Raw genomic sequence first — 19,659 nt, 5'->3', positions numbered from 1 at the left:
TAAACACCGCGATGGCGGTGGACCCGTCCGACCTCGTGTGCTCGACCTCGATACGGCGCGGACGGGGAACCAGCCCGCGTACGTCGAAGAAGCTCAGGCACCCCTCGTACTGGGAATCGGTGGCGCCGGACTCGCTGATGATCGTCGGGTTGAGTAGGACCATCGCTGAAGCATCGGGATCTGGAGGCAGGACGATGGCCGCCGCACGGTCGATGTCGATCTGCGGCGCCGCCAACCCCATGCCCTTACCGAAGTGATGATGGTCGCGTACCCGTTGGACGGCGCGATGCAGTTGGTCGACGACCTCTTCTGCTTCCTCTGCCTCCGCAGGCAGACGGAAAGGTCGAGAAACCCGCGTGAGTAGTTCCGCGCCCTCCTGCACGATCCCGGCCGCTCGCATACGATCGCTGGCCGTGCGGAGCAAGGGACGGGCCTCGACGCCCTGCTCAGGGCTGTTTCGCCACTGCCACTCCAACCGGTAGCGGGCGCCGATCGGAGGGTCGTTCGTGTGCCAGATGAACGAGACTTCGCCGTCTTCTTCTCGGCGCTGTATGGCCGATCGCAGTGGTACGGCGGCGGCCGTGCTGGAAGTCTCGGTGCCCCACACCCTGGGGTTCATCGAATCGGGGAAGCGCAGTTCCACACTGACCGCCCTGGTCGGTAGTCGGATGGCGCGCTGGAACCACCGTCCCCATTGGTCGGATCCGACGACGTAGGAGTATTCGAGTACGGCGGCCTGCCCCGGGTAGAGGGAGAACATCGAGTCCTGGTTCTCGAAGCTCAACCAGACCTCCTTGAAGGAATCCCGGTCGTGCTTGGGCACCCATGCCATGGGTTCGCCGTCGCATGAGGCGGTCAGGCGCAGCTGTTCCCACGTGAGCGGATGGTTGCGGTAGAGCTCATTCGACAGTTCTGGGCGGCCCGGGTAGCGGTCGACGCTGATACGCACCAAGTAGCGGGTGACCGGTTCGTTGCCGCCGTTGACCACACGTCGCCGCATGGAAGCGGTGTAGGTGCCCTCGTAATAGCGCAATTCCGCGTGATCGAGGTCGACGAACAACTCTCCGTTCCCGGCGGACGTGGGTTGTACGCCGGGGGCCATCTGCCAGGATCGCCAGAGCTCACCACCGGTGGACAGCTTCTGCTCGGCCAGGCGGGCGAACTCCTCACTCGGGGGATAGCGACCGGACTCGACGTGACTGACGTAGGAGGGGTCGAAACCCATCGCCTCGGCGAGGGCCTTCTTCGTCATGCGGCGCTGCTTGCGCCAGTGGGCGAGGGCCGTTCGGAAACCGTCGGGGGAAGGGGAGGTCATACAGCCGATTATCGCGCACACGCAGCGTGATCATCTGAATGAATCGTGACTGAATCCGTCTCATTCTGGCTTCACCCAGCGGCCCTCGGCTCTCCTTGAAACATCATCACCGCCGTGCCCCGTCCGGTTGTCGGGCCCAGCGCGTTTCCCCGATCGAGGAGGTGTCCATTGGCCGTGTTCGCCACCGAACACAAGTCCGCCCCCAACTACCTGGATGTCGCAGCGAACACCCATGGCGAAGAGAAGGCCTCCTTCGTGCTGCGCGCACTGGGACAAGTGGACTCCCGACGCCCCCACGTGGTGGAGGTCGGCCCCGGAGGCGGGGCAGCCGTGAACTTCCTGGCCGCCCGCCTGCGCGAGCGTCGTTGGGAAGGGCGCCCCGTGGACTTGACCCTGATCGAGGTTCCCGGCGTCGAATCACATGCTCTGTCGCACGCCATCAACGAGTTCAACGCAGTCGGCACATGCGAACTCACCCACGGCTTCGTCCAAGACCTGGAATTGCTCCTGCCACGCCCCGCCGATGTGGTCAGCGCCTCGGCACTGGTGCACGAGGTCTACTCCTACGGGGGTGGCTACAGCGGGCTGCACTCGCTCATCCGTGTGCTCGGCTCGGTGATCGAACCTTACGGATATTTCGTCTACAGGGACCTGTTCTCCGTTCGGGACCGGAGCCTGCACGAACGGGTCACACACGTCTACGACGAGCCTTCCTGGCTGCACTTCCTACGTATGTTCACCCCGCATTACCTGGAGCACGGAAAGCACCCCTACCACCACGTTCAGGACCAGTCCGTGGCTCGGCAGGATTCGAGGATCGTGGAGATCGCGGACCTGGATGTGAATACCTGCGCCGTGATCAACGCGCCCATCGGTTTGTTCCGCGAGATCCAGCGCCACTACATCACCTTCCGGGACCACGTGTGGCGCTCCGGAGTATTGGGCTTCGTCCCAGTGCTGGACGGACCGCTGTCGGCGGAATGGTTGGACGCACACACCGGACACAAGCTCGTGCACTACACCCTCACCGAACCCGAGTGGCTGCCCCGAACCCATCGAGACATGCTGGATGTGCTCAGCGAACCCTACGCCGACCATCGCACCGTCGACGGGGACATCTTCGACACCTGTACAGACGTGGCCCTGAACGGCTTCCTCACAGCCGTGGAGGAGGGTGACGTCACATGCTTACAGGTCTGGAACGAATGGAGCGTCCGTGAGGGGCGCGAGACCTACGCGTATCTCACGACCGACGAACTGCTCACCGAGTTCGCGGTCAACTCCGCGCGGGCCAACTCTGCTCATCCGACCGTACTGTTGCCCGTCGGCATGGAGGACATCGTGGTCCGGCAGCGTCACTACTACAACCGTTACCTGGCCAAACGACTCGCCAACCCGTTGTGGGACGCCAAGCAACTCGTGCTCTTCCGCAACATCCCCATGGGGGATTCTGCGATGCTGACCAAGGCGCTGACCGGTGTACGAGAGTCGTTCAGTAAACACAATCTCGCCCGCGTGTACGCGGGCCTCACCCCTGGAAGGGAATGACCTCCGGTGTCCCTGGTCGAGATCGAACGCAAGCGGGTTTTGGCGAACCCTGAGGCGCTGGAGCGGCGATTGGAAGAGTCGGGGTTTGTCGCCACAGGGCCGATAGTGGAGGTCGACACCTACTACAGTCGGCCCGATGTTGACTTCCTCAAAACGGTGGAGTGCTTACGGGTCCGTGAGACGAAAGACAGCTGCGAGGTCACTTACAAGCCCGCATCCGACGCCACCACCCACAGCGCCGATGGTGTCGTGGCCAAGAAGGAGACCAACGTGGCCTTGGCGGACATCAGCCAGGCTGAGCATGCCCATCGTCTTTTGGAAGCCTTGGGCATGATCACGCTGGCCCGTGTCGAAAAAGCACGTATCTGCCACCGAATCCCTCACCGGCCGGGGCTATCGGTGGTGGTGGACACGATCACGGGACTGGGATCGTTCGTGGAGACCGAGATCGTCTCCGAAGACACTCGTGAAGATGTTGTTCTCCGGTTAGAGAGGACCGAGCAACTCTTGGGGCTGCAGTCCTGTTCGGTGGTGACTCTGCCGTATCGAGACTTGGTGCTGGAGGCCCAGGCGAACCCGCATCCCTTTCTCGATGCTGCCCGTTGAACCAGTATGTTCCCTTTGTGAAGAAGGTGGCTTGGTGTCCAAGTTCCAACAAGTTGCAGATTTGGCCATGGTCACCGGGTAAACTCGCAGGTCAACGAGACTGCTCCCCGCGCACGCGGGGATGACCCCCGATGCCGACGCAACTTCCCCGCACCGCATGCCTGCTCCCCGCGCACGCGGGGATGACCCCGAAAGACATCTCCATGCTACCCAACCCTGTCGACTGCTCCCCGCGCACGCGGGGATGACCCCGAGACTGAGACTCGGATCGGTCCCGCGCCCGGCTGCTCCCCGCGCACGCGGGGATGACCCCACGGTGGGGGACATCATCTCGCAGAACACCGACTGCTCCCCGCGCACGCGGGGATGACCCCGCGACCTGGAGCCACTGCACTTGAGCCAGCGCCTGCTCCCCGCGCACGCGGGGATGACCCCCACCCGTCAACGTCCTGCCACCACCACATACACTGCTCCCCGCGCACGCGGGGATGACCCCAAGCGCGTGTGGGCCATGGGTTCCTCCCTGCCCTGCTCCCCGCGCACGCGGGGATGACCCCCCGTAGGTGTGGGCCTGGACCCGGTAAGCGGCCTGCTCCCCGCGCACGCGGGGATGACCCCCACGACGTGATGGCGTTGCGGTTCGACCCGGACTGCTCCCCGCGCACGCGGGGATGACCCCTGGGTGTAGCCCCGGCGACGATCCGCCGGCGCCTGCTCCCCGCGCACGCGGGGATGACCCCTGTCGGGGTTGGGCCGGGAACCGGGGAGCGGCCTGCTCCCCGCGCACGCGGGGATGACCCCAGCGCGTGGGTGTGCAGGTCCATCACCAAGACCTGCTCCCCGCGCACGCGGGGATGACCCCTCCTTCCCGCGTGTGGTTGAACCCCCGAGTTCCTGCTCCCCGCGCACGCGGGGATGACCCCCCGACTTCGGTATCCATGCGCGGCAGTTCCAGCTGCTCCCCGCGCACGCGGGGATGACCCCTGGTAGCGCTCCCGCAGCGGTTCGTGGCCGGCCTGCTCCCCGCGCACGCGGGGATGACCCCTGGACACAGGTGGTGGCCGACTCCCCGGTGGACTGCTCCCCGCGCACGCGGGGATGACCCCGTCTCGTCGGTGAGCCCGGTTGGGAGGTCGAACTGCTCCCCGCGCACGCGGGGATGACCCCTGGACACAGGTGGTGGCCGACTCCCCGGTGGACTGCTCCCCGCGCACGCGGGGATGACCCCGTCTCGTCGGTGAGCCCGGTTGGGAGGTCGAACTGCTCCCCGCGCACGCGGGGATGACCCCAGCTCTATGAAGTCGGTGGGGACGGGCGCGGGCTGCTCCCCGCGCACGCGGGGATGACCCCGCCACGAAAGCGAGGAACGCATGAGCGATCACCTGCTCCCCGCGCACGCGGGGATGACCCCCTTCGCCGGCCTGCGATGGCCGACCGTACCGGCTGCTCCCCGCGCACGCGGGGATGACCCGGGCACCAGGTCCACCACGGTGCCCCGCATGCGCTGCTCCCCGCGCACGCGGGGATGACCCCAGCCAGACCGGGCAGCACCTCACCCGCGCCGGCTGCTCCCCGCGCACGCGGGGATGACCCCGAGGGCAAGAAGGCGATCGGTCGGGCGTGGGACTGCTCCCCGCGCACGCGGGGATGACCCCCCATGCGCTCCGGACCACACCCTGATTGTCCCCTGCTCCCCGCGCACGCGGGGATGACCCCAGTCCTTCGTCTCAGTTCTTCCGTCTCCGGTCCTGCTCCCCGCGCACGCGGGGATGACCCCCTCACCAGCATCGTCGTGTCCGGGCGACGTGGCTGCTCCCCGCGCACGCGGGGATGACCCCCACCCACGCCTGATCTTGACGACCTAGCTGCGCTGCTCCCCGCGCACGCGGGGATGACCCCCTGACGCCTCAAAACAGAATCGGACATGGTCACTGCTCCCCGCGCACGCGGGGATGACCCCATGGCGAGAAGGGTTAACCACCCCGGGGCGCCCTGCTCCCCGCGCACGCGGGGATGACCCCCGGACCCGGCGAAGGGGTCGAGGACCAGCTCGCTGCTCCCCGCGCACGCGGGGATGACCCCCAGATCTCGGACGCCGGTATCCCGATCTATGACTGCTCCCCGCGCACGCGGGGATGACCCCCGGTCCACCAATCCCCAAGGAGCCCCCGATGCCTGCTCCCCGCGCACGCGGGGATGACCCCGGCGCGGTCGTGTCCGCGGATGGTCAGTGGTACTGCTCCCCGCGCACGCGGGGATGACCCCGCCACCCGCGCGCGCGTGCGCGTGCTCCATGCCTGCTCCCCGCGCACGCGGGGATGACCCCAGCTCAACATCCCGCCCGGGACCGGCGACGGTCTGCTCCCCGCGCACGCGGGGATGACCCCGACTGACCTCGTCCAGGTTGGTGTCGATGATGGCTGCTCCCCGCGCACGCGGGGATGACCCCACGCTGAAAAAGACGCCGTCACCCGCTAGGGTCTGCTCCCCGCGCACGCGGGGATGACCCCCTCGTTCACCACCTGGGCCGGCTCTTGGATTGCTGCTCCCCGCGCACGCGGGGATGACCCCCGCCCCACCGAAGCGCGGGACGCCTGGGTGCGCTGCTCCCCGCGCACGCGGGGATGACCCCTACCCCGACGGGGAGTGCCGGCCGGACTGTGCCTGCTCCCCACGCACGCGGGGATGACCCCCTGGACGAGGAAGGGAACTGGCAGGCTCCGGGCTGCTCCCCGCGCACGCGGGGATCCGCCAACTACTCGGATGGGAGGGAGTACCACACCTCCGTCCGAAATGCCCGGAAAACCGGTGAGTAGCCACCTGGCCGTTTTCGGCCACTGGAAGGTGTTAGAACCAGTCCCGAACAGTCGTCCACTGCCGCTTAGATGTCTCCCATGAACCCCCGTCCCCCTGCCCAGCCCTGGAAGGACTCCCTCTCCAGGGCCGCCCGTAGCGCCTGGGCCAAGCACGACTTCGACTCCGACGGCTGGCTCCCGCTCTACCGCCACATGGCCGACAGCGCCTCCATCGCGGGCAGACTCTGGGACGAGTGGGTTCCGCGACAGGCCCGCGCGCTCATCACCTCCGCGCTCTCCGGAGACGAGTCCTCGGCTCGCTCCCTGGTGGTGTGGCTCGCCGCCACCCACGACATCGGCAAGGCCACGCCCGCCTTCGCCTGCCAGGTCGAACACCTGGCCGACGACATGCGTGCCCAGGGCCTGGACATGCCCCTCCAAAAGCAGATGGCCGACCGGAATCTCGCCCCGCACGGTCTCGCCGGCCACCTCCTCCTTCGTGACTGGCTGGTCGACGAGCACGATTGGCGCCCCCGGGACACCCACCAGTTCACCGTCATCGCCGGCGGCCACCACGGGATCCCGCCGACCAACAGCGCCATCGCCGCGCTCGACGACCACCCCGAACTTCTGCGTACACCCAAGGCGGCCGAGATCTGGCACCGGGTCCAGACCGAACTCCTGGACACGGCTGCCGAAGTCACCGGGGCCGGCGCCCACCTGTCCTCCTGGCGTACGGCCAAGCTCCCCCAACCCGCCCAGGTCCTGCTCACCGCCCTGGTCATCACCGCCGACTGGATCGCCAGCAACTCCGACTACTTCCCCTACTTCCCGGGCGAACGCGGCACCGACCCCGAGCGCACCGAAGCGGCCTGGCGCCTGCTCGACCTTCCCCGCCAGTGGAACCCCCAGCACCCCACGGGGACCACGGCCGAACTCCTGGCCGCGCGCTTCGACCTGCCCGAGGGAGCCCGCCCACGCCCGGTGCAGGAACAGGCAGTCCAGGCCGCCCGGCACATGGCCGGCGCCGGACTGATGATCATCGAAGCCCCCATGGGCGAGGGCAAGACCGAGGCGGCCCTGCTCGCGGCGGAGATCCTCGCCGCTTCCACCGGGGCCGGCGGCTGTTTCGTCGCGCTCCCCACGATGGCCACCAGCAACGCCATGTTCGCCCGCTTCACCCACTGGCTGGACCACCTCCCGGGCATGCCCGAGGAAGCCACCTCCATCTTCCTCGCCCACTCCAAGGCTCACCTCAACGAGGAGTTCGCCGGCTACCTCGGAGGCGGCCCCCGTCTGGCCACCGACACCGACCGCGAGGACGAATCCGGCTCCGCCGCCCTCATAGCCCACCGGTGGTTGCGCGGTCGCAAGAAGGGCATGCTCTCCTCCTTCGCCGTGGGTACCATCGACCAGCTGCTCTTCGCCGGTCTCAAGAGCAAGCACCTGGCCCTGCGCCACCTGGCGCTCGCGGGCAAGGTTGTGGTGATCGATGAGGCGCACGCCTACGACACCTACATGAACACCTACCTCGACCGGGCCCTGGCCTGGCTGGGCCGGTACGGGGTGCCGGTCATCGTCCTGTCCGCCACCCTGCCCTCGGACCGGCGCCGTGAACTGGCCCAGGCCTACACGGGCGAAGGCCCACGCCCCAAGGTCGAAGGCTACGAAGAGGTCGCCCAGGCCGCTTCCTACCCGCTCATCACCACCGCGGCCCCCGGCACGCCGCCGCGCCTGTACCCCGCCGAGTTCTCCGGACGATCCACCGACGTGCTCATCGAGCCCCTGGACGACGAACTCGCCACCCTCACCGAACGCCTGGACCGAGAACTCCACGAGGGTGGCTGCGCCCTGGTCATCCGCAACACCGTCGCCCGGGTCCACGAGACCGCCGCCCACCTGCGCGGACACTTCGGCGAAGATGCGGTCACCGTCGCCCACTCGCGCTTCCTCGACCTGGACCGGGCCGCCCGGGACGAACAACTCCTGCGTGAGTACGGGCCACCCGCCAAGGTCGTGGCACTCGGGGGCGAGCGCCCCGAGCGGCGCATCGTGGTCGCCAGTCAGGTCGTCGAGCAGTCCCTTGACGTCGACTTCGACCTGATGGTCACCGACCTGGCCCCCGTCGACCTCCTTCTGCAACGCATGGGCCGTATGCACCGTCACCCCCGGGGCGAGGACCAGTCCGAACGTCCACCCCGCCTGCGCGCCGCCCGCTGCCTGGTCACCGGGGTCGACTGGACCCAGTCCCCGCCACGGCCGGTGAAGGGCTCACGCACCGTCTACGGCCAATACCCGCTCCTGCGCGCCCTCGCGGTCCTGCGTCCCCACCTGCCGGCCGACCCCGGCCAGGCGAGCACGCTCAAACTGCCCTACTACATCAGCCCGTTGGTCCAGTTCGCCTACGAGGAGGTCGACGACCACGTCGGTATCGCCCCGGTGGAGTGGCACGAGGCCATGGACCAGGCCCTGTGCGCGGAACGGACCAAGCAGGTGGACCGCGCCGTCCGAGCCCGCACCTTCCTGCTGGACCCGGCCGCGCGCGATGGCCGAGCGATCATCGGCTGGGTGGACGCCGGGGTGGGAGAGGCCGACGACACCCAGAGCGGCAAGGCCCAGGTCCGAGACACCGGGGAGAGCCTGGAGGTCCTGGTCGCCCGACGTCACAGCGATGGCTCGCTCACCACCGTCCCCTGGCTGAGTGGCGGACGCGGCGGTCTGCCACTGCCCACCGACTCCGTCCCGGCTCCCAAGGCGGCTCGTGCCCTGGCCGCCAGCGGGCTGCGCCTGCCCTACCAGTTCACCCTCTCCGGTCAGATGATCGACCGTGCCATCACCGAACTGGAAGCCGACCTGGTCGAGGCGTGGCAGGCCAAGGAGGCCCACTGGATCGCCGGAGAGCTGGTCCTTTTCCTGGACGAGGACGACCGTGCCGAACTGGCCGGCCACCGACTCCACTACACCGAATCCGACGGCTTGGAGGTCACCCGTGCCGACTGAGGCACCCCCCGCTGTATCCACGGCCACCCCGCCGCCCGCCGACACGACCACCTTCGACCTCACCCGCCGGCCATGGATCCCGGTCCTGCGCACCGACGGAGTCGAAACCGAGCTTTCCCTGGTCGAGGTCTTCGAGCAGGCCGAACACGTGCGCCGACTGGTGGGGGACGTCCCCACCCAGGACTTCGCCCTGCTGCGGCTGCTCTTGGCCATCCTGCACGACGCCATCGACGGCCCCCAGGAGATCGAGGACTGGGCCGACCTGTGGGAGGAGGACCTCCCACTGGACCGTGTGCGCGCCTACCTCGACGAACACGCCGAGCGCTTCGACCTGCTGCACCCGCGTACCCCCTTCCTCCAGGTCGCGGACCTGCGCACGAGCAAGGGCGAGTACGCGCCCCTGGACAAGATGGTCGCCGACGTTCCCAACGGCACTCGGTTCTTCACCATGCGGTTCCACGGAGCCCAACGCCTGGGTTATGCCGAGGCCGCGCGCTGGGTGGTGCACGCCCACGCCTACGATTCCTCCGGTATCAAGACGGGAGTCGAGGGCGATCCCCGCGCCAAGGGTGGCAGAGGTTACCCGCTGGGAGTGGGTTGGGCGGGCAACCTCGGCGGGGTCCACGTCGAGGGTGATGACCTGCGCCAGACCCTGCTGCTCAACCTCATCGCCTTCGACACTCCCAACCTGCACACGGATTCCGAACGCGACCGGCCGGCCTGGGCACACCCACCCGTCACCGCCGCACCACTGGAAGCGGCGGAGGCCGCCGCCCGACCGCATGGTCTGCGCGACCTCTACACCTGGCAGACGCGCCGGTTGCGTCTGCACCACGACGGCCAAGGGGCGCACGGTGTCCTGCTCTCCTACGGCGACCCGCTGAGCCCACGCAACATGCAGCCGCGCGAACCCATGTCCGCCTGGCGCCGCAGCCCCGCCCAGGAGAAGAAGCTCCGCGAGCCCACCGTCTACCTGCCACGTGAACACGACCCGGCCCGCGCCGCCTGGCGCGGCCTGGGAGCACTGGTCACCGGCAGGGTCAGGGGAGCCGACCAGCGCCAGGAGGCCGCCGACCAGGTGCGCCCCCGCGTCCTGGAATGGATCGCGAAACTCACCGTCGATAGGTACCTGCCCAAGGGATACCTCGTCCGCGCCCGTCTGGTCGGGGCGGTCTACGGCACCCAACAGTCCGTCATCGACGAGATCGTCGACGACGTGGTCGCCATGCCCGTGGTCCTCCTCCACCAGGACAACGGGGAGCTGGCGCGGACGGCCGTCGACGCCGTCACCGACGCCGAGGAGGCCGTCACCGCCCTGGGCGACCTGGCTACCGGTCTGGCACAAGCGGCCGGAGCCGACGGGGAGGGGCCACGCGCCACCGCCCGTGACCGGGGCTTCGGCGAATTGGACGGGCTCTTCCGTGGCTGGCTGCGCGACCTTGCCACCCCCCAGGACGGGGAGGCCGACCTGGACTCCCTCCTGAACGACCCCGAGTACCCCGACCGGCGACGGGGAAGGTGGCAACGCACCGTTCGCGAAACCGTGTCGCGCCTGGGCGACGAACTCATCGAGTCCGCCGGTGAGGCGTCCTGGGAAGGACGCGTGCTCGACACCAAGAACGGTGCCTTCTGGCTCAACACCTCCAGCGTCGACCTGCGTTTCCGCAAGGCCCTGCGCAAGTGTCTGACGCTGGCCGCCCCCGAGCCGGACACCACCCCCGACACCGACTCCGAGAGCAGCACGGAGGAAGAACAGTGACCACAGCGAGCCGCACCGCCCACGTCCCCGAGCTCAAGGCCGTGGGCAAGGCGGTGGACGAGCGGATCCGCCGACTCCAGGGCGGATACCTCCGCGATGAGTCCGCAGCGGTGGCGACCTTGGCCAAGATCCGCCGAGGCGCGGGCAAGACCATCGAAGAGGTTCCCGAACTCGTGGGACTCACCATCGACCACGACTTCTACGAAACCTTCGACGTCCACGATCCGCGTACCCCTCACGCGGAGGCCGCCGTGCACGAGGCGCTCACCCTCTACGCCCTGCACCAGCAGTCCAAGCGAGAGTCGGGCATGCACAGGCGCGGTCGCGGGTTCGGGGCGGCGGTTCGTCGGCTCATGCCGGCCGGTGACATCGACGAACCCCTGCGCAAACGGTTCGTGCAGGCCCAGACGGCGAGCAGCCGGAGCACGCGCCTGGATCGACTGCGGGGGATCGTCCAACTGCTACGGACCGAGGACGTCCCGCTCGACTACGGCCTTTTGGCCGACCAACTCTTCGACACCCGCACCGCCGCCGGGGCCGAACGCGTGCGCCGCACCTGGGGGCGCGACTTCCAGGCGTACCGGCCACAACGCTCCGCCGGCGATTCACCGAAGGAGACGGTGGCGGCCCGAGGCTGACCCCCAGACACCCCCCACCGAAGCGCTCCCCGCCGCGCACACCGCAGATTCGGTACCGACAGGACGAGGAACACCATGAGCCGTACCATTCTCGACGTGCACGTGTTGCAGACCGTGCCGCCCAGCAACCTCAACCGGGACGACACCGGTGCCCCCAAGACCGCCGTCTACGGCGGCGCCCGCCGCTCCCGGGTCTCCAGCCAGGCCTGGAAGCGCGCCACCCGCCTGGCCTTCGACGCCCTGCTCGACCCCCAGGAGCTCGGGACCCGCACCAAACGGGTCGCCGAACTCATCGCCGCGCGCATCCGCGAACTCGAACCCTCCATCGAGGAGACCGAGGCGCTCGCCCTGGCCGCCGAGACCGTCCAGACCGCCACCGGCTCCAAGATCGAGCCGCCCAAGCGCAAGGCCGACGCCGCCAAGAAGAGCGGGGAGCCGGCCCCCGCACCCGAGTCCGCCTACCTGATGTTCCTGAGCGCCCGACAGCGTGACGGGCTCGCCGAACTCGCCGTCGAGGGTCGTGAGGACATCAAGGCCTTCCTCAAGGACAAGGACAACAAGGCCCGCGCCAAGTCCATCGCCGACACCCACCACTCCGTCGACATCGCCCTGTTCGGCCGCATGGTCGCCGACGGCGCCGACATCAACGTGGACGCCGCCGCCCAGGTCGCGCACGCCATCAGCGTGCACGAGGTGGAGAACGAGTCGGACTACTACACCGCGGTCGACGACAAGAACCCCGAGGAGGAGACCGGCGCCGGCATGATCGGCACCGTGGAGTTCAACTCCGCCACCCTGTACCGGTACGCGGCCGTCGACGTGGACCTGCTGCGCAGGAACCTGGGGGAGGGGCTGCGCGAGGACGAACCCGTCACCGAACCGCTGCGCCGTGCCGTGGAGGCGTTCGTGCGCGGGTTCGTGGAGTCGCTGCCCACCGGCAAGATCAACACCTTCGGCCACCACACCCTGCCCGACGTGGTCATCGTGAAGCTGCGCAGCGCACGGCCCATCAGCTTCGTCGGCGCCTTCGAGGAGCCCGTCACGGCCGATGCCGGGCACGTCGCGCAGGCCGGCGCCCGCCTGGCCGAGTACGTGCCGGAGGTGGAACGCGCGTTCGGGGCCGCCGACGACGTCGAGACCTGGGTGGTCCGGGTGGGGGAGCGTACCGCCAAGCTCTCCGGTCTGGGAACCGAGGTGAGCCTGCCCGAACTGGTCGAGCAGGTCGGCGCCGCCGTCGCCCGGCGTCAGGCGCCCACGGCATGAGCGGGCCCGCCACGCACACCCTGCCCCTGGTTCTGGCGGGGCCACTCCAGGCGTGGGGTTCCTCCTCCCGATTCGCCCGACGTGGCACGGAGAACGCGCCCACCAAGAGCGGGGTGGTCGGGCTGCTCGCCGCCGCCCTGGGACGGGAGCGCACCGCCGAGGTGTCCGACCTGGCGGCGCTGCGCTTCGGTGTGCGGGTGGACCAGCCCGGCACCCGGGTGCGCGACTACCAGACCGCACACCACATGGTCACCGGCGTCTCCATGCCGATCTCGGAGCGTTTCTACCTGTCCGACGCCGTGTTCGTGGCCGTGGTCGAGGGAGACCCCGAGTTGGTCGAACGGCTGTACCGGGCGGTGCGCGCGCCGGTCTATCTGCCCTACCTGGGGCGACGCTCCTGCCCTCCCTCACGACCCCTCGACCTCGGGACGCCCGAGCCGGGCACGGTCGAGGAGGCGTTGCGTGGACAGCCTTGGCGGGCGAGTCACTGGTACCAGCGCCGCCGAGGATGGCGCGAGGGGGCCAAGATCGAGCTGACCACCCTGGTCGACGCCTCTCCGAGGGACGGTGGAGCCGACTCGTTGCGCGACCGTCCGCTCAGTTTCGACCCCCGACACCGACGATACGGTCTGCGCGCCGTCCGGTCCGGTTCGGTCACGGTGCCCAACCCGTACGAGCGCCGCACCTCACCCCCCGACCACGATCCCGTCTCCGCGCTGGGAGGCCGCTGATGTACCTGACCCGATTCCGTTTCAACACCCACCGGTCCGGCACCCGCAAGTTGTTGTCCTCTCCTCAGGCGATGCACGCCGCCGTCCTGGGCGGGTTTCCCGAACTCCTCCCGGGAGCTCCGGCCGGGGAGCCGGGTGGCCCCCGGGTGCTGTGGCGGGTGGATCGCAACGCCAAGGCCGAGGTGTTCCTGTACGTGGTGAGCCCCGAGCGTCCCGAGCTGACCCACCTGGTGGAACAGGCCGGGTGGCCCAAGGCCGACCCCGGCACCTGGTGGCGGACCCACGACTACGCGGGGTTCCTGTCCAGGCTGGAAGAGGGGCAGACCTGGGCCTTCCGTCTGACCGCCAACCCGGTGCACAGCATCCGGCGCAAGGACGGGGAACCGACCAAGCTCACCGCGCACGTCACCCCCCGCCACCAGGCGGGGTGGTTGCTCAAGAAGCAGGAGCGGCGCGGGTTCGAGGTGGTGCGCCGCAAGGATCCGGACCCCGCCCTGCCCGAGATCGACGGCTACGAGTTGATGGTGCACGACCGTGACAGCGCCGGTTTCGACAAACCCGACCCCCGGCCGGAGCGGAAGGGCAAGCGGATGCGGGTTCCGGTGGTCACGGCGACCTTCGACGGGAGGCTGACCGTCACCGATCCCGAGGCGTTGCGCCAGGCGTTGACTTCGGGCATCGGCCGGGCCAAGGCCTACGGCTGTGGACTCATGACCCTGGCGCCGGTGGACTGATGTCCACCGCCGGTAAACGGAGGGCGTCGAGCCCCGCCGAGCTGACCCGGGTGGGTGATCGGAGCTCCTTCGTCTACCTCGAACGGTGCGTGATCCACCGTGAGGACAACGCGATCACCGCCGAGGACGGGGAGGGTGTGACCTACCTGCCCTCGGCGACCATCGGGGTGCTGCTTCTGGGGCCCGGTACCCGGGTCACCCACCAGGCGATGGCCCTGCTCGGAGACAGCGGGGCCGGTGTGGTGTGGGTCGGGGAACAGGGGGTGCGGTACTACTCCGGAGGCCGCGCCCTCACCCGGTCCTCCGCGCTGGTCGAGGCACAGGCCACCGCGTGGGCCAACCGTCGAACTCGCCTCGAAGTGGCCCGGTCCATGTACCTGAAACGGTTCCCCGGTGAGGACGTCGAAGGACGCAGCCGACGGGAGCTGTTGGGGCTCGAAGGCGACCGGGTGAAGGCGGCCTACCGGGCCAACGCCGCCCGCACCGGTGTCGAGTGGCACGGGCGGAAGTACGTGCCCGGGCGGTTCGACGAGGGGGACGCGCCCAACCAGGCGGTCACCGCCGCCGCGCAGTGCTTCTACGGAATCGCGCAGTCCGTGGTCGCCGCGTTGGGCTGTACGCCGGGGCTTGGGTTCGTGCATTCGGGGCATGAGCAGTCCTTCGTGCTCGACGTGGCCGACCTGTACAAGGTGGACGTGGCGATCCCGGTGGCCTTCGACGTGGCGGCCGAAGGTGCGGAAGAGGTCGGCACCAGGACCCGGCGTGCCCTGCGGGACCGCATTCATCGGGACCAGCTGCTCGACCGGTGCGTCGGGGACATCAAGAAGCTGTTGTTGCCCACCGGGGTGGACGTGGAGGACGCCGATCGGGTCGGGCTCCAGGTCGATCGAGGCGCGGACATCGAGTCCGGGCGGAACCTGGGGGTCATCTGGTGACGGTGCTGATCCTCACGAACTGCCCTGTCGGGCTGCGTGGGTTGCTCACCAGGTGGTTGTTGCAGATCGCGCCGGGAGTGTTCATCGGTAAGCCGTCGGCTCGTGTCCGTCAGGTGCTGTGGGACGAGGTCCAGCAGTACGCGGGTAATGGTCGGGCGTTGTTGGTGTATTCCACCGACACCGAGCAGGGTTTCGCCTTCGAGACCTTCGAGCATCATTGGCGGCCGGTGGACCATGAGGGCATGACGCTGATCCAGCGCCCAAGGAAGCTGGAGGAGCCGGTGAAGAGGAGCGTCGGACCACCGAAGAAGGGCTGGAGCAAAGCGTCGAAGCGGCGCCGTTTCGGGAGGTAATTCTCTTATGTGCGTTTTGTTCCGAGTGTCCAATTCGCAACTAGTTGCAAATTCGAGCATGTTTGCTTGGTAAACGCGCAGGTCAGCGAGACTGCTCCCCGCGCACGCGGGGATGGACCCTGCTCGACGTACACGGCCGGACCCGAGCCCGACTGCTCCCCGCGCACGCGGGGATGGACCCGCTTTGGCGGGCGCAGCGATCACCCGAACCGGCTGCTCCCCGCGCACGCGGGGATGGACCCTCCAGACGGCGCGACTTACCGTCGGGGGTGCGCTGCTCCCCGCGCACGCGGGGATGGACCCAAGCGCTGATCGACCAGCGAGTAGCCACCGAACTGCTCCCCGCGCACGCGGGGATGGACCCGCCGCGCTGCTGTCCCGCCTACTCGGCCCGTCCTGCTCCCCGCGCACGCGGGGATGGACCCCGGTGCCGGGGCACCTCGGCGAACAGCCGGCGGCTGCTCCCCGCGCACGCGGGGATGGACCCGCTCGCGGGAGCGCGCCCCCTTCCTCCGGGGCCTCCTCGGCCTGCTCCCCGCGCACGCGGGGATGGACCCAATGAGGTTCCGAAACCCTGGTGGGAGGGGGGCTGCTCCCCGCGCACGCGGGGATGGACCCCGGTGGAGCTTACGACACCACCTCCGACGGCACTGCTCCCCGCGCACGCGGGGATGGACCCTCGTCGCGCTCCTGGCGGAGATCGGTCTGGCGCTGCTCCCCGCGCACGCGGGGATGGACCCCGACTGTCAGGGCTACCTTGACAGTCTTTATTGCTGCTCCCCGCGCACGCGGGGATGGACCCCGACTGTCAGGGCTACCTTGACAGTCTTTATTGCTGCTCCCCGCGCACGCGGGGATGGACCCTGGACCCCCACCGAGGAGCACCCCGAACTAGTCTGCTCCCCGCGCACGCGGGGATGGACCCCAGCCCCGACGGAAGGGCTGGTTCTGCTTGAGCTGCTCCCCGCGCACGTGGGGAAGGATCCTGGCAGAGGCCACGGCTTTGGATGCCGTACTGAGAGCTATGATCACGATGCTTTTCGGGCTCTCTGGGTGAGCGTGGATCGTCCCAGGTACTGTTGCTTTCATGCACCGTGTACTGCATCTGGCCGTTACGTTGACACCGGACCCTGAGTGCGGGGGCTTTGTGGCACGTGCGGTGGACGTTGAAGTTGCTTCTCAAGGGGAAACAGAGCAGGAGGCTCTCGAAGCTCTCACGGAGGCTCTGGAGCTGTACTTCGAGGAAGACGAAGAGGCCATTCGCCAGTTGGGTCAAAACGCCAGTAAAGCTACTGAGATCGACATACGCTTGCCTGCGTGAGTCCAAGCCATATCCCGATCGTTTCGGGTCTCCAGATGATAGCCGCGCTGAAGAATGTCGGCTATGAGCATGTTCGTACCAAAGGTAGTCATGCTGTGTTGAGACTCGAAGCTCGGGTGGTCGTAGTGCCATTGCATAAGGAGCTAAAGCGTGGTACCACAGCCTCGATTCTACGTAAAACAGGGATGACGGCCGACCGGCTCCGCGAGCTTATTTGAATTCCTGTCCGGTGGGATCTAGCCGAGTTGCTTTTGGTGCCGCTCAATAACGGGCAGAGCGGACACCCCAGGTGTTGCCGGAGACGCCCTTCCTCATAGGGAGGACGTCCTCCTGGCTGAGAGCCGATTCTCCCCACGCACGCGGGGATGGACCCTGGCGGATGGCTTCGGAGGAGAAGACATGTCGGCTGCTCCCCGCGCACGCGGGGATGGAGGGGACCACGGCCGCGACCCAGGAGTTCTTCCGGTGAGCGGGCTACGTCCCTGTGTGTGGGGTGGGGGTCTTCGGGTGCTTGACTGGGTGAGGGGAGGCGGTTCCTCGTTCGGGGCCGACCTCTCCTTCCACTCACCGGGTCGAAGGGAAGACCACCTTGGGTGCTCGTGTCGGGCGCGCCGCGTTGATGTCCGTGGGGCTGGCAGCGTCCCTTGTGGCCTGTGCTTCCGGGAGTCCAGGCGGCCTTCCCGGGGAAGGCGGCTTCGACTACCAACTCGGCGGGGCCTACCCACCCCCACCGGGGGTCGACATCGTGGTGCGTGACTCCTCCACCGACCCCGAACCCGACCTGTACTCGGTCTGCTACGTCAACGGGTTCCAGACACAGCCGGGTGACCTGGACTCCTGGCAAGAAACCCCCGACCTCCTCCTCCGTGACGAAGACGGGGACCCGGTGGCGGATCCGGGTTGGCCGGACGAGTTCCTCCTGGACACCTCGACCTCGGACCGACGTGAACGCATCGCGGAGGCGCTCACCGAAACCATCGACCGATGCGCTGAAGCGGGGTTCGACGCCGTCGAGTTCGACAACCTTGACTCCTACCTGCGCTCCGATGAAGCGCTGACCAGCGACGACAACCTGGCGCTGGCGGTCGACCTCGTGGCCCTGACACATGAGCGGGGTATGGAAGCAGCGCAGAAGAACACGGTGGAGGAGGCCGAACGGGGCAAGGAAGAGGTCGGCTTCGACTTCGCCATCACCGAGTCCTGCGGGGCATGGTCGGAGTGCGACGGCTACACGCGGGTTTACGGCGAGGAGAAGGTGCTCGCCATCGAGTACCCGGAGGACCTGGAGGAAGCAGGAACCTCCTTCGTCGAAGTGTGCGACTCCGGTCCGCCCACGCGAACGATCCTGCGCGACCTCGACCTGGTGCCGGAGTCCGAACCCGGTCACGTGTTCGACGCCTGCTGACCCCTCGGAACGGCACGAGGTTCGGCCGAAGCGACCCGGGTAGTTTCGGGGCTACCGAATGCATACCCGGGGAAGCGAGAACATGGCCCGCAAGATCGCCACCAACACCAAGGTCGACCGCGACGAACTCCTGGACTTCGTTCGTCCTCGACACCACGCGCTGCTCATCACCCGGAAGGCCGATGGCTCGCCCCAGGCCTCGCCGGTGACCTGCGGGGTCGACGTCGAAGGCCGCATCGTCGTCTCCACCTACCCCGAGCGCGCCAAGGCCCGTAACGCCCGGAAGGACCCCCGCGTCAGCGTGGTCGTCCTCTCCGACGACTTCGATGGCCCCTGGGTTCAGGTGGACGGCGCCGCCGAGGTCCTCGACGGCGAGGAGGCCGTTGAACCCCTCGTCGAGTACTTCCGGGTGATCGCCGGTGAACACCCCGATTGGGACGAGTACCGGCAGGCCATGCGGCAGCAGGGCAAGGCGTTGGTCCGCGTCACCCCCGACCGGTGGGGGCCGATCGCCACCGGAGGGTTCCCTGCCGACAAGGCCTGATCAGCTCCTATACGGTGAGTGCGACTCGGAAGGGACACCTATGAGCTTCCCCGGCACCCTCGACCACCTGGTCTACGCCGTCCCGGACCTGGCGGCGGCGGTATCCGCCTTCGCGGAACGCACCGGTGTCGCTCCGTCCCAGGGCGGCCGGCACCCGGTCGGTTCGGCCAACGCCCTGGTCGCTCTCACGGTGAACGGTGAGCGCGCGCCCCACTACCTGGAGATCGTGGGTCCGGACCCCGAACGCGCCGACCCCGGTCCGGTGCGGGTGTTCGGTCTGGCCGACCTGGAACGCCCCCACCTGGCGACCTTCGCGGCCCGGGTCGACGAGGACCTGACCACGGTGGTGGAGCGGGCCCGCGCCGTGGGGCACGATCCCGGTGACGTCGAACCCTGGTCCCGGGCCACCCCCGAGGGCGATGTCCTTCGCTGGCACCTGGCCAAACGGGAACCCGAGGCCTACCCCGAGCCGGTGCCCTTCCTCATCGACTGGGGGAGTACGCCGCAGCCCGGCCTGGGGGACCTGCCCACCCTGGAACTTGTGTCCCTGCGCGCCGAACACCCCGAGCCGGCCCGCCTCGCCCCGGCCCTGTCCGCGTTCGGCGTCGACTTGGACCTCACCGAAGGCTCCAGTCCGTTGCTTGAGGCGGTCCTGCGTGGACCGAAGGGCGAGTTCGTCCTGCGCTGAGTCGAATCATAGGCTGCTCCCTGC

Annotated in this window: 16 protein-coding genes and 2 CRISPR repeat arrays; of the genes, 15 read left to right on the top strand and 1 reads right to left on the bottom strand. The window is 68.5% G+C overall.

Annotated features, from left to right (window positions below):
- Positions 1-1,315, bottom strand: a 1,315-nt coding sequence (locus ABZ717_RS23095) for a peptide deformylase (protein ID WP_358513883.1), incomplete at its 3' end; no start/stop codon positions are given.
- A gap of 168 nt (positions 1,316-1,483) precedes the next feature.
- Here ABZ717_RS23095 and ABZ717_RS23090 point away from each other — a divergent pair.
- From ABZ717_RS23090 to ABZ717_RS23020, 15 genes are all read left to right on the top strand, one after another.
- Positions 1,484-2,863 carry a hypothetical protein gene (locus ABZ717_RS23090; protein WP_358513881.1) on the top strand — a complete coding sequence of 460 codons (1,380 nt, stop codon included), beginning with the start codon at positions 1,484-1,486 and terminating at the stop codon, positions 2,861-2,863.
- Between the two features lie 6 nt (positions 2,864-2,869).
- Complete coding sequence (cyaB, locus tag ABZ717_RS23085; RefSeq protein WP_358513879.1) at positions 2,870-3,469, top strand: class IV adenylate cyclase; 600 nt, start codon at positions 2,870-2,872, stop codon at positions 3,467-3,469.
- Between the two features lie 100 nt (positions 3,470-3,569).
- Positions 3,570-6,223: a CRISPR direct-repeat array (repeat unit 29 nt; unit sequence CTGCTCCCCGCGCACGCGGGGATGACCCC).
- Positions 6,224-6,363: 140 nt separating this feature from the next.
- Complete coding sequence (cas3, locus tag ABZ717_RS23080; protein ID WP_358513877.1) at positions 6,364-9,264, top strand: CRISPR-associated helicase Cas3'; 2,901 nt, start codon at positions 6,364-6,366, stop codon at positions 9,262-9,264.
- On the top strand, positions 9,254-11,023 hold the full coding sequence (casA, locus tag ABZ717_RS23075; RefSeq protein ID WP_358513875.1) for a type I-E CRISPR-associated protein Cse1/CasA: 1,770 nt from the start codon (positions 9,254-9,256) through the stop codon (positions 11,021-11,023). The genes cas3 and casA overlap by 11 nt, the downstream gene beginning before the upstream one ends.
- Positions 11,020-11,661 (top strand): type I-E CRISPR-associated protein Cse2/CasB, encoded by a 642-nt coding sequence (casB, locus tag ABZ717_RS23070; RefSeq protein WP_358513873.1) that lies wholly within the window; start codon positions 11,020-11,022, stop codon positions 11,659-11,661. Before casA ends, casB begins: the two co-directional genes overlap by 4 nt.
- Before the next feature lie 75 nt (positions 11,662-11,736).
- Positions 11,737-12,924, top strand: a complete 1,188-nt coding sequence (gene cas7e / locus ABZ717_RS23065) for a type I-E CRISPR-associated protein Cas7/Cse4/CasC (protein WP_358513871.1) — start codon at positions 11,737-11,739, stop codon at positions 12,922-12,924.
- Positions 12,921-13,655, top strand: coding sequence for a type I-E CRISPR-associated protein Cas5/CasD (gene cas5e, locus ABZ717_RS23060; protein ID WP_358513869.1), 735 nt, complete (start codon positions 12,921-12,923; stop codon positions 13,653-13,655). The genes cas7e and cas5e overlap by 4 nt, the downstream gene beginning before the upstream one ends.
- On the top strand, positions 13,655-14,389 hold the full coding sequence (gene cas6e / locus ABZ717_RS23055; RefSeq protein ID WP_358513867.1) for a type I-E CRISPR-associated protein Cas6/Cse3/CasE: 735 nt from the start codon (positions 13,655-13,657) through the stop codon (positions 14,387-14,389). The genes cas5e and cas6e overlap by 1 nt, the downstream gene beginning before the upstream one ends.
- Entirely contained in the window at positions 14,389-15,324 is a 936-nt protein-coding gene (gene cas1e / locus ABZ717_RS23050; RefSeq protein ID WP_358513865.1) for a type I-E CRISPR-associated endonuclease Cas1e, read from the top strand. Before cas6e ends, cas1e begins: the two co-directional genes overlap by 1 nt.
- A complete protein-coding gene (gene cas2e, locus ABZ717_RS23045) occupies positions 15,321-15,677 on the top strand; it encodes a type I-E CRISPR-associated endoribonuclease Cas2e (protein WP_358513863.1) in 357 nt (118 codons plus the stop codon). Before cas1e ends, cas2e begins: the two co-directional genes overlap by 4 nt.
- Before the next feature lie 91 nt (positions 15,678-15,768).
- A CRISPR array of direct repeats spans positions 15,769-16,663; the repeat unit is 29 nt; unit sequence CTGCTCCCCGCGCACGCGGGGATGGACCC.
- 101 nt (positions 16,664-16,764) lie between these two features.
- Positions 16,765-16,998: a HicB family protein gene (locus ABZ717_RS23040; RefSeq protein WP_087101350.1), complete on the top strand. Its 234-nt coding sequence runs from the start codon at positions 16,765-16,767 to the stop codon at positions 16,996-16,998.
- 35 nt (positions 16,999-17,033) lie between these two features.
- On the top strand, positions 17,034-17,216 hold the full coding sequence (locus tag ABZ717_RS23035; protein WP_358513887.1) for a type II toxin-antitoxin system HicA family toxin: 183 nt from the start codon (positions 17,034-17,036) through the stop codon (positions 17,214-17,216).
- Positions 17,217-17,617: 401 nt separating this feature from the next.
- Positions 17,618-18,403 (top strand): endo alpha-1,4 polygalactosaminidase, encoded by a 786-nt coding sequence (locus ABZ717_RS23030; RefSeq protein ID WP_358513885.1) that lies wholly within the window; start codon positions 17,618-17,620, stop codon positions 18,401-18,403.
- An 82-nt stretch (positions 18,404-18,485) separates the two neighbouring features.
- Positions 18,486-18,947 (top strand): PPOX class F420-dependent oxidoreductase, encoded by a 462-nt coding sequence (locus tag ABZ717_RS23025; RefSeq protein WP_358513861.1) that lies wholly within the window; start codon positions 18,486-18,488, stop codon positions 18,945-18,947.
- A 40-nt stretch (positions 18,948-18,987) separates the two neighbouring features.
- Positions 18,988-19,635 (top strand): VOC family protein, encoded by a 648-nt coding sequence (locus tag ABZ717_RS23020; protein WP_358513859.1) that lies wholly within the window; start codon positions 18,988-18,990, stop codon positions 19,633-19,635.
- Positions 19,636-19,659 lie beyond the last annotated feature (24 nt).

The organism is Nocardiopsis sp. NPDC006832, from assembly GCF_040635885.1.
Taxonomy (GTDB): Bacteria; Actinomycetota; Actinomycetes; order Streptosporangiales; family Streptosporangiaceae; genus Nocardiopsis.
This window is presented reverse-complemented; position numbering and strand designations above follow the sequence as displayed.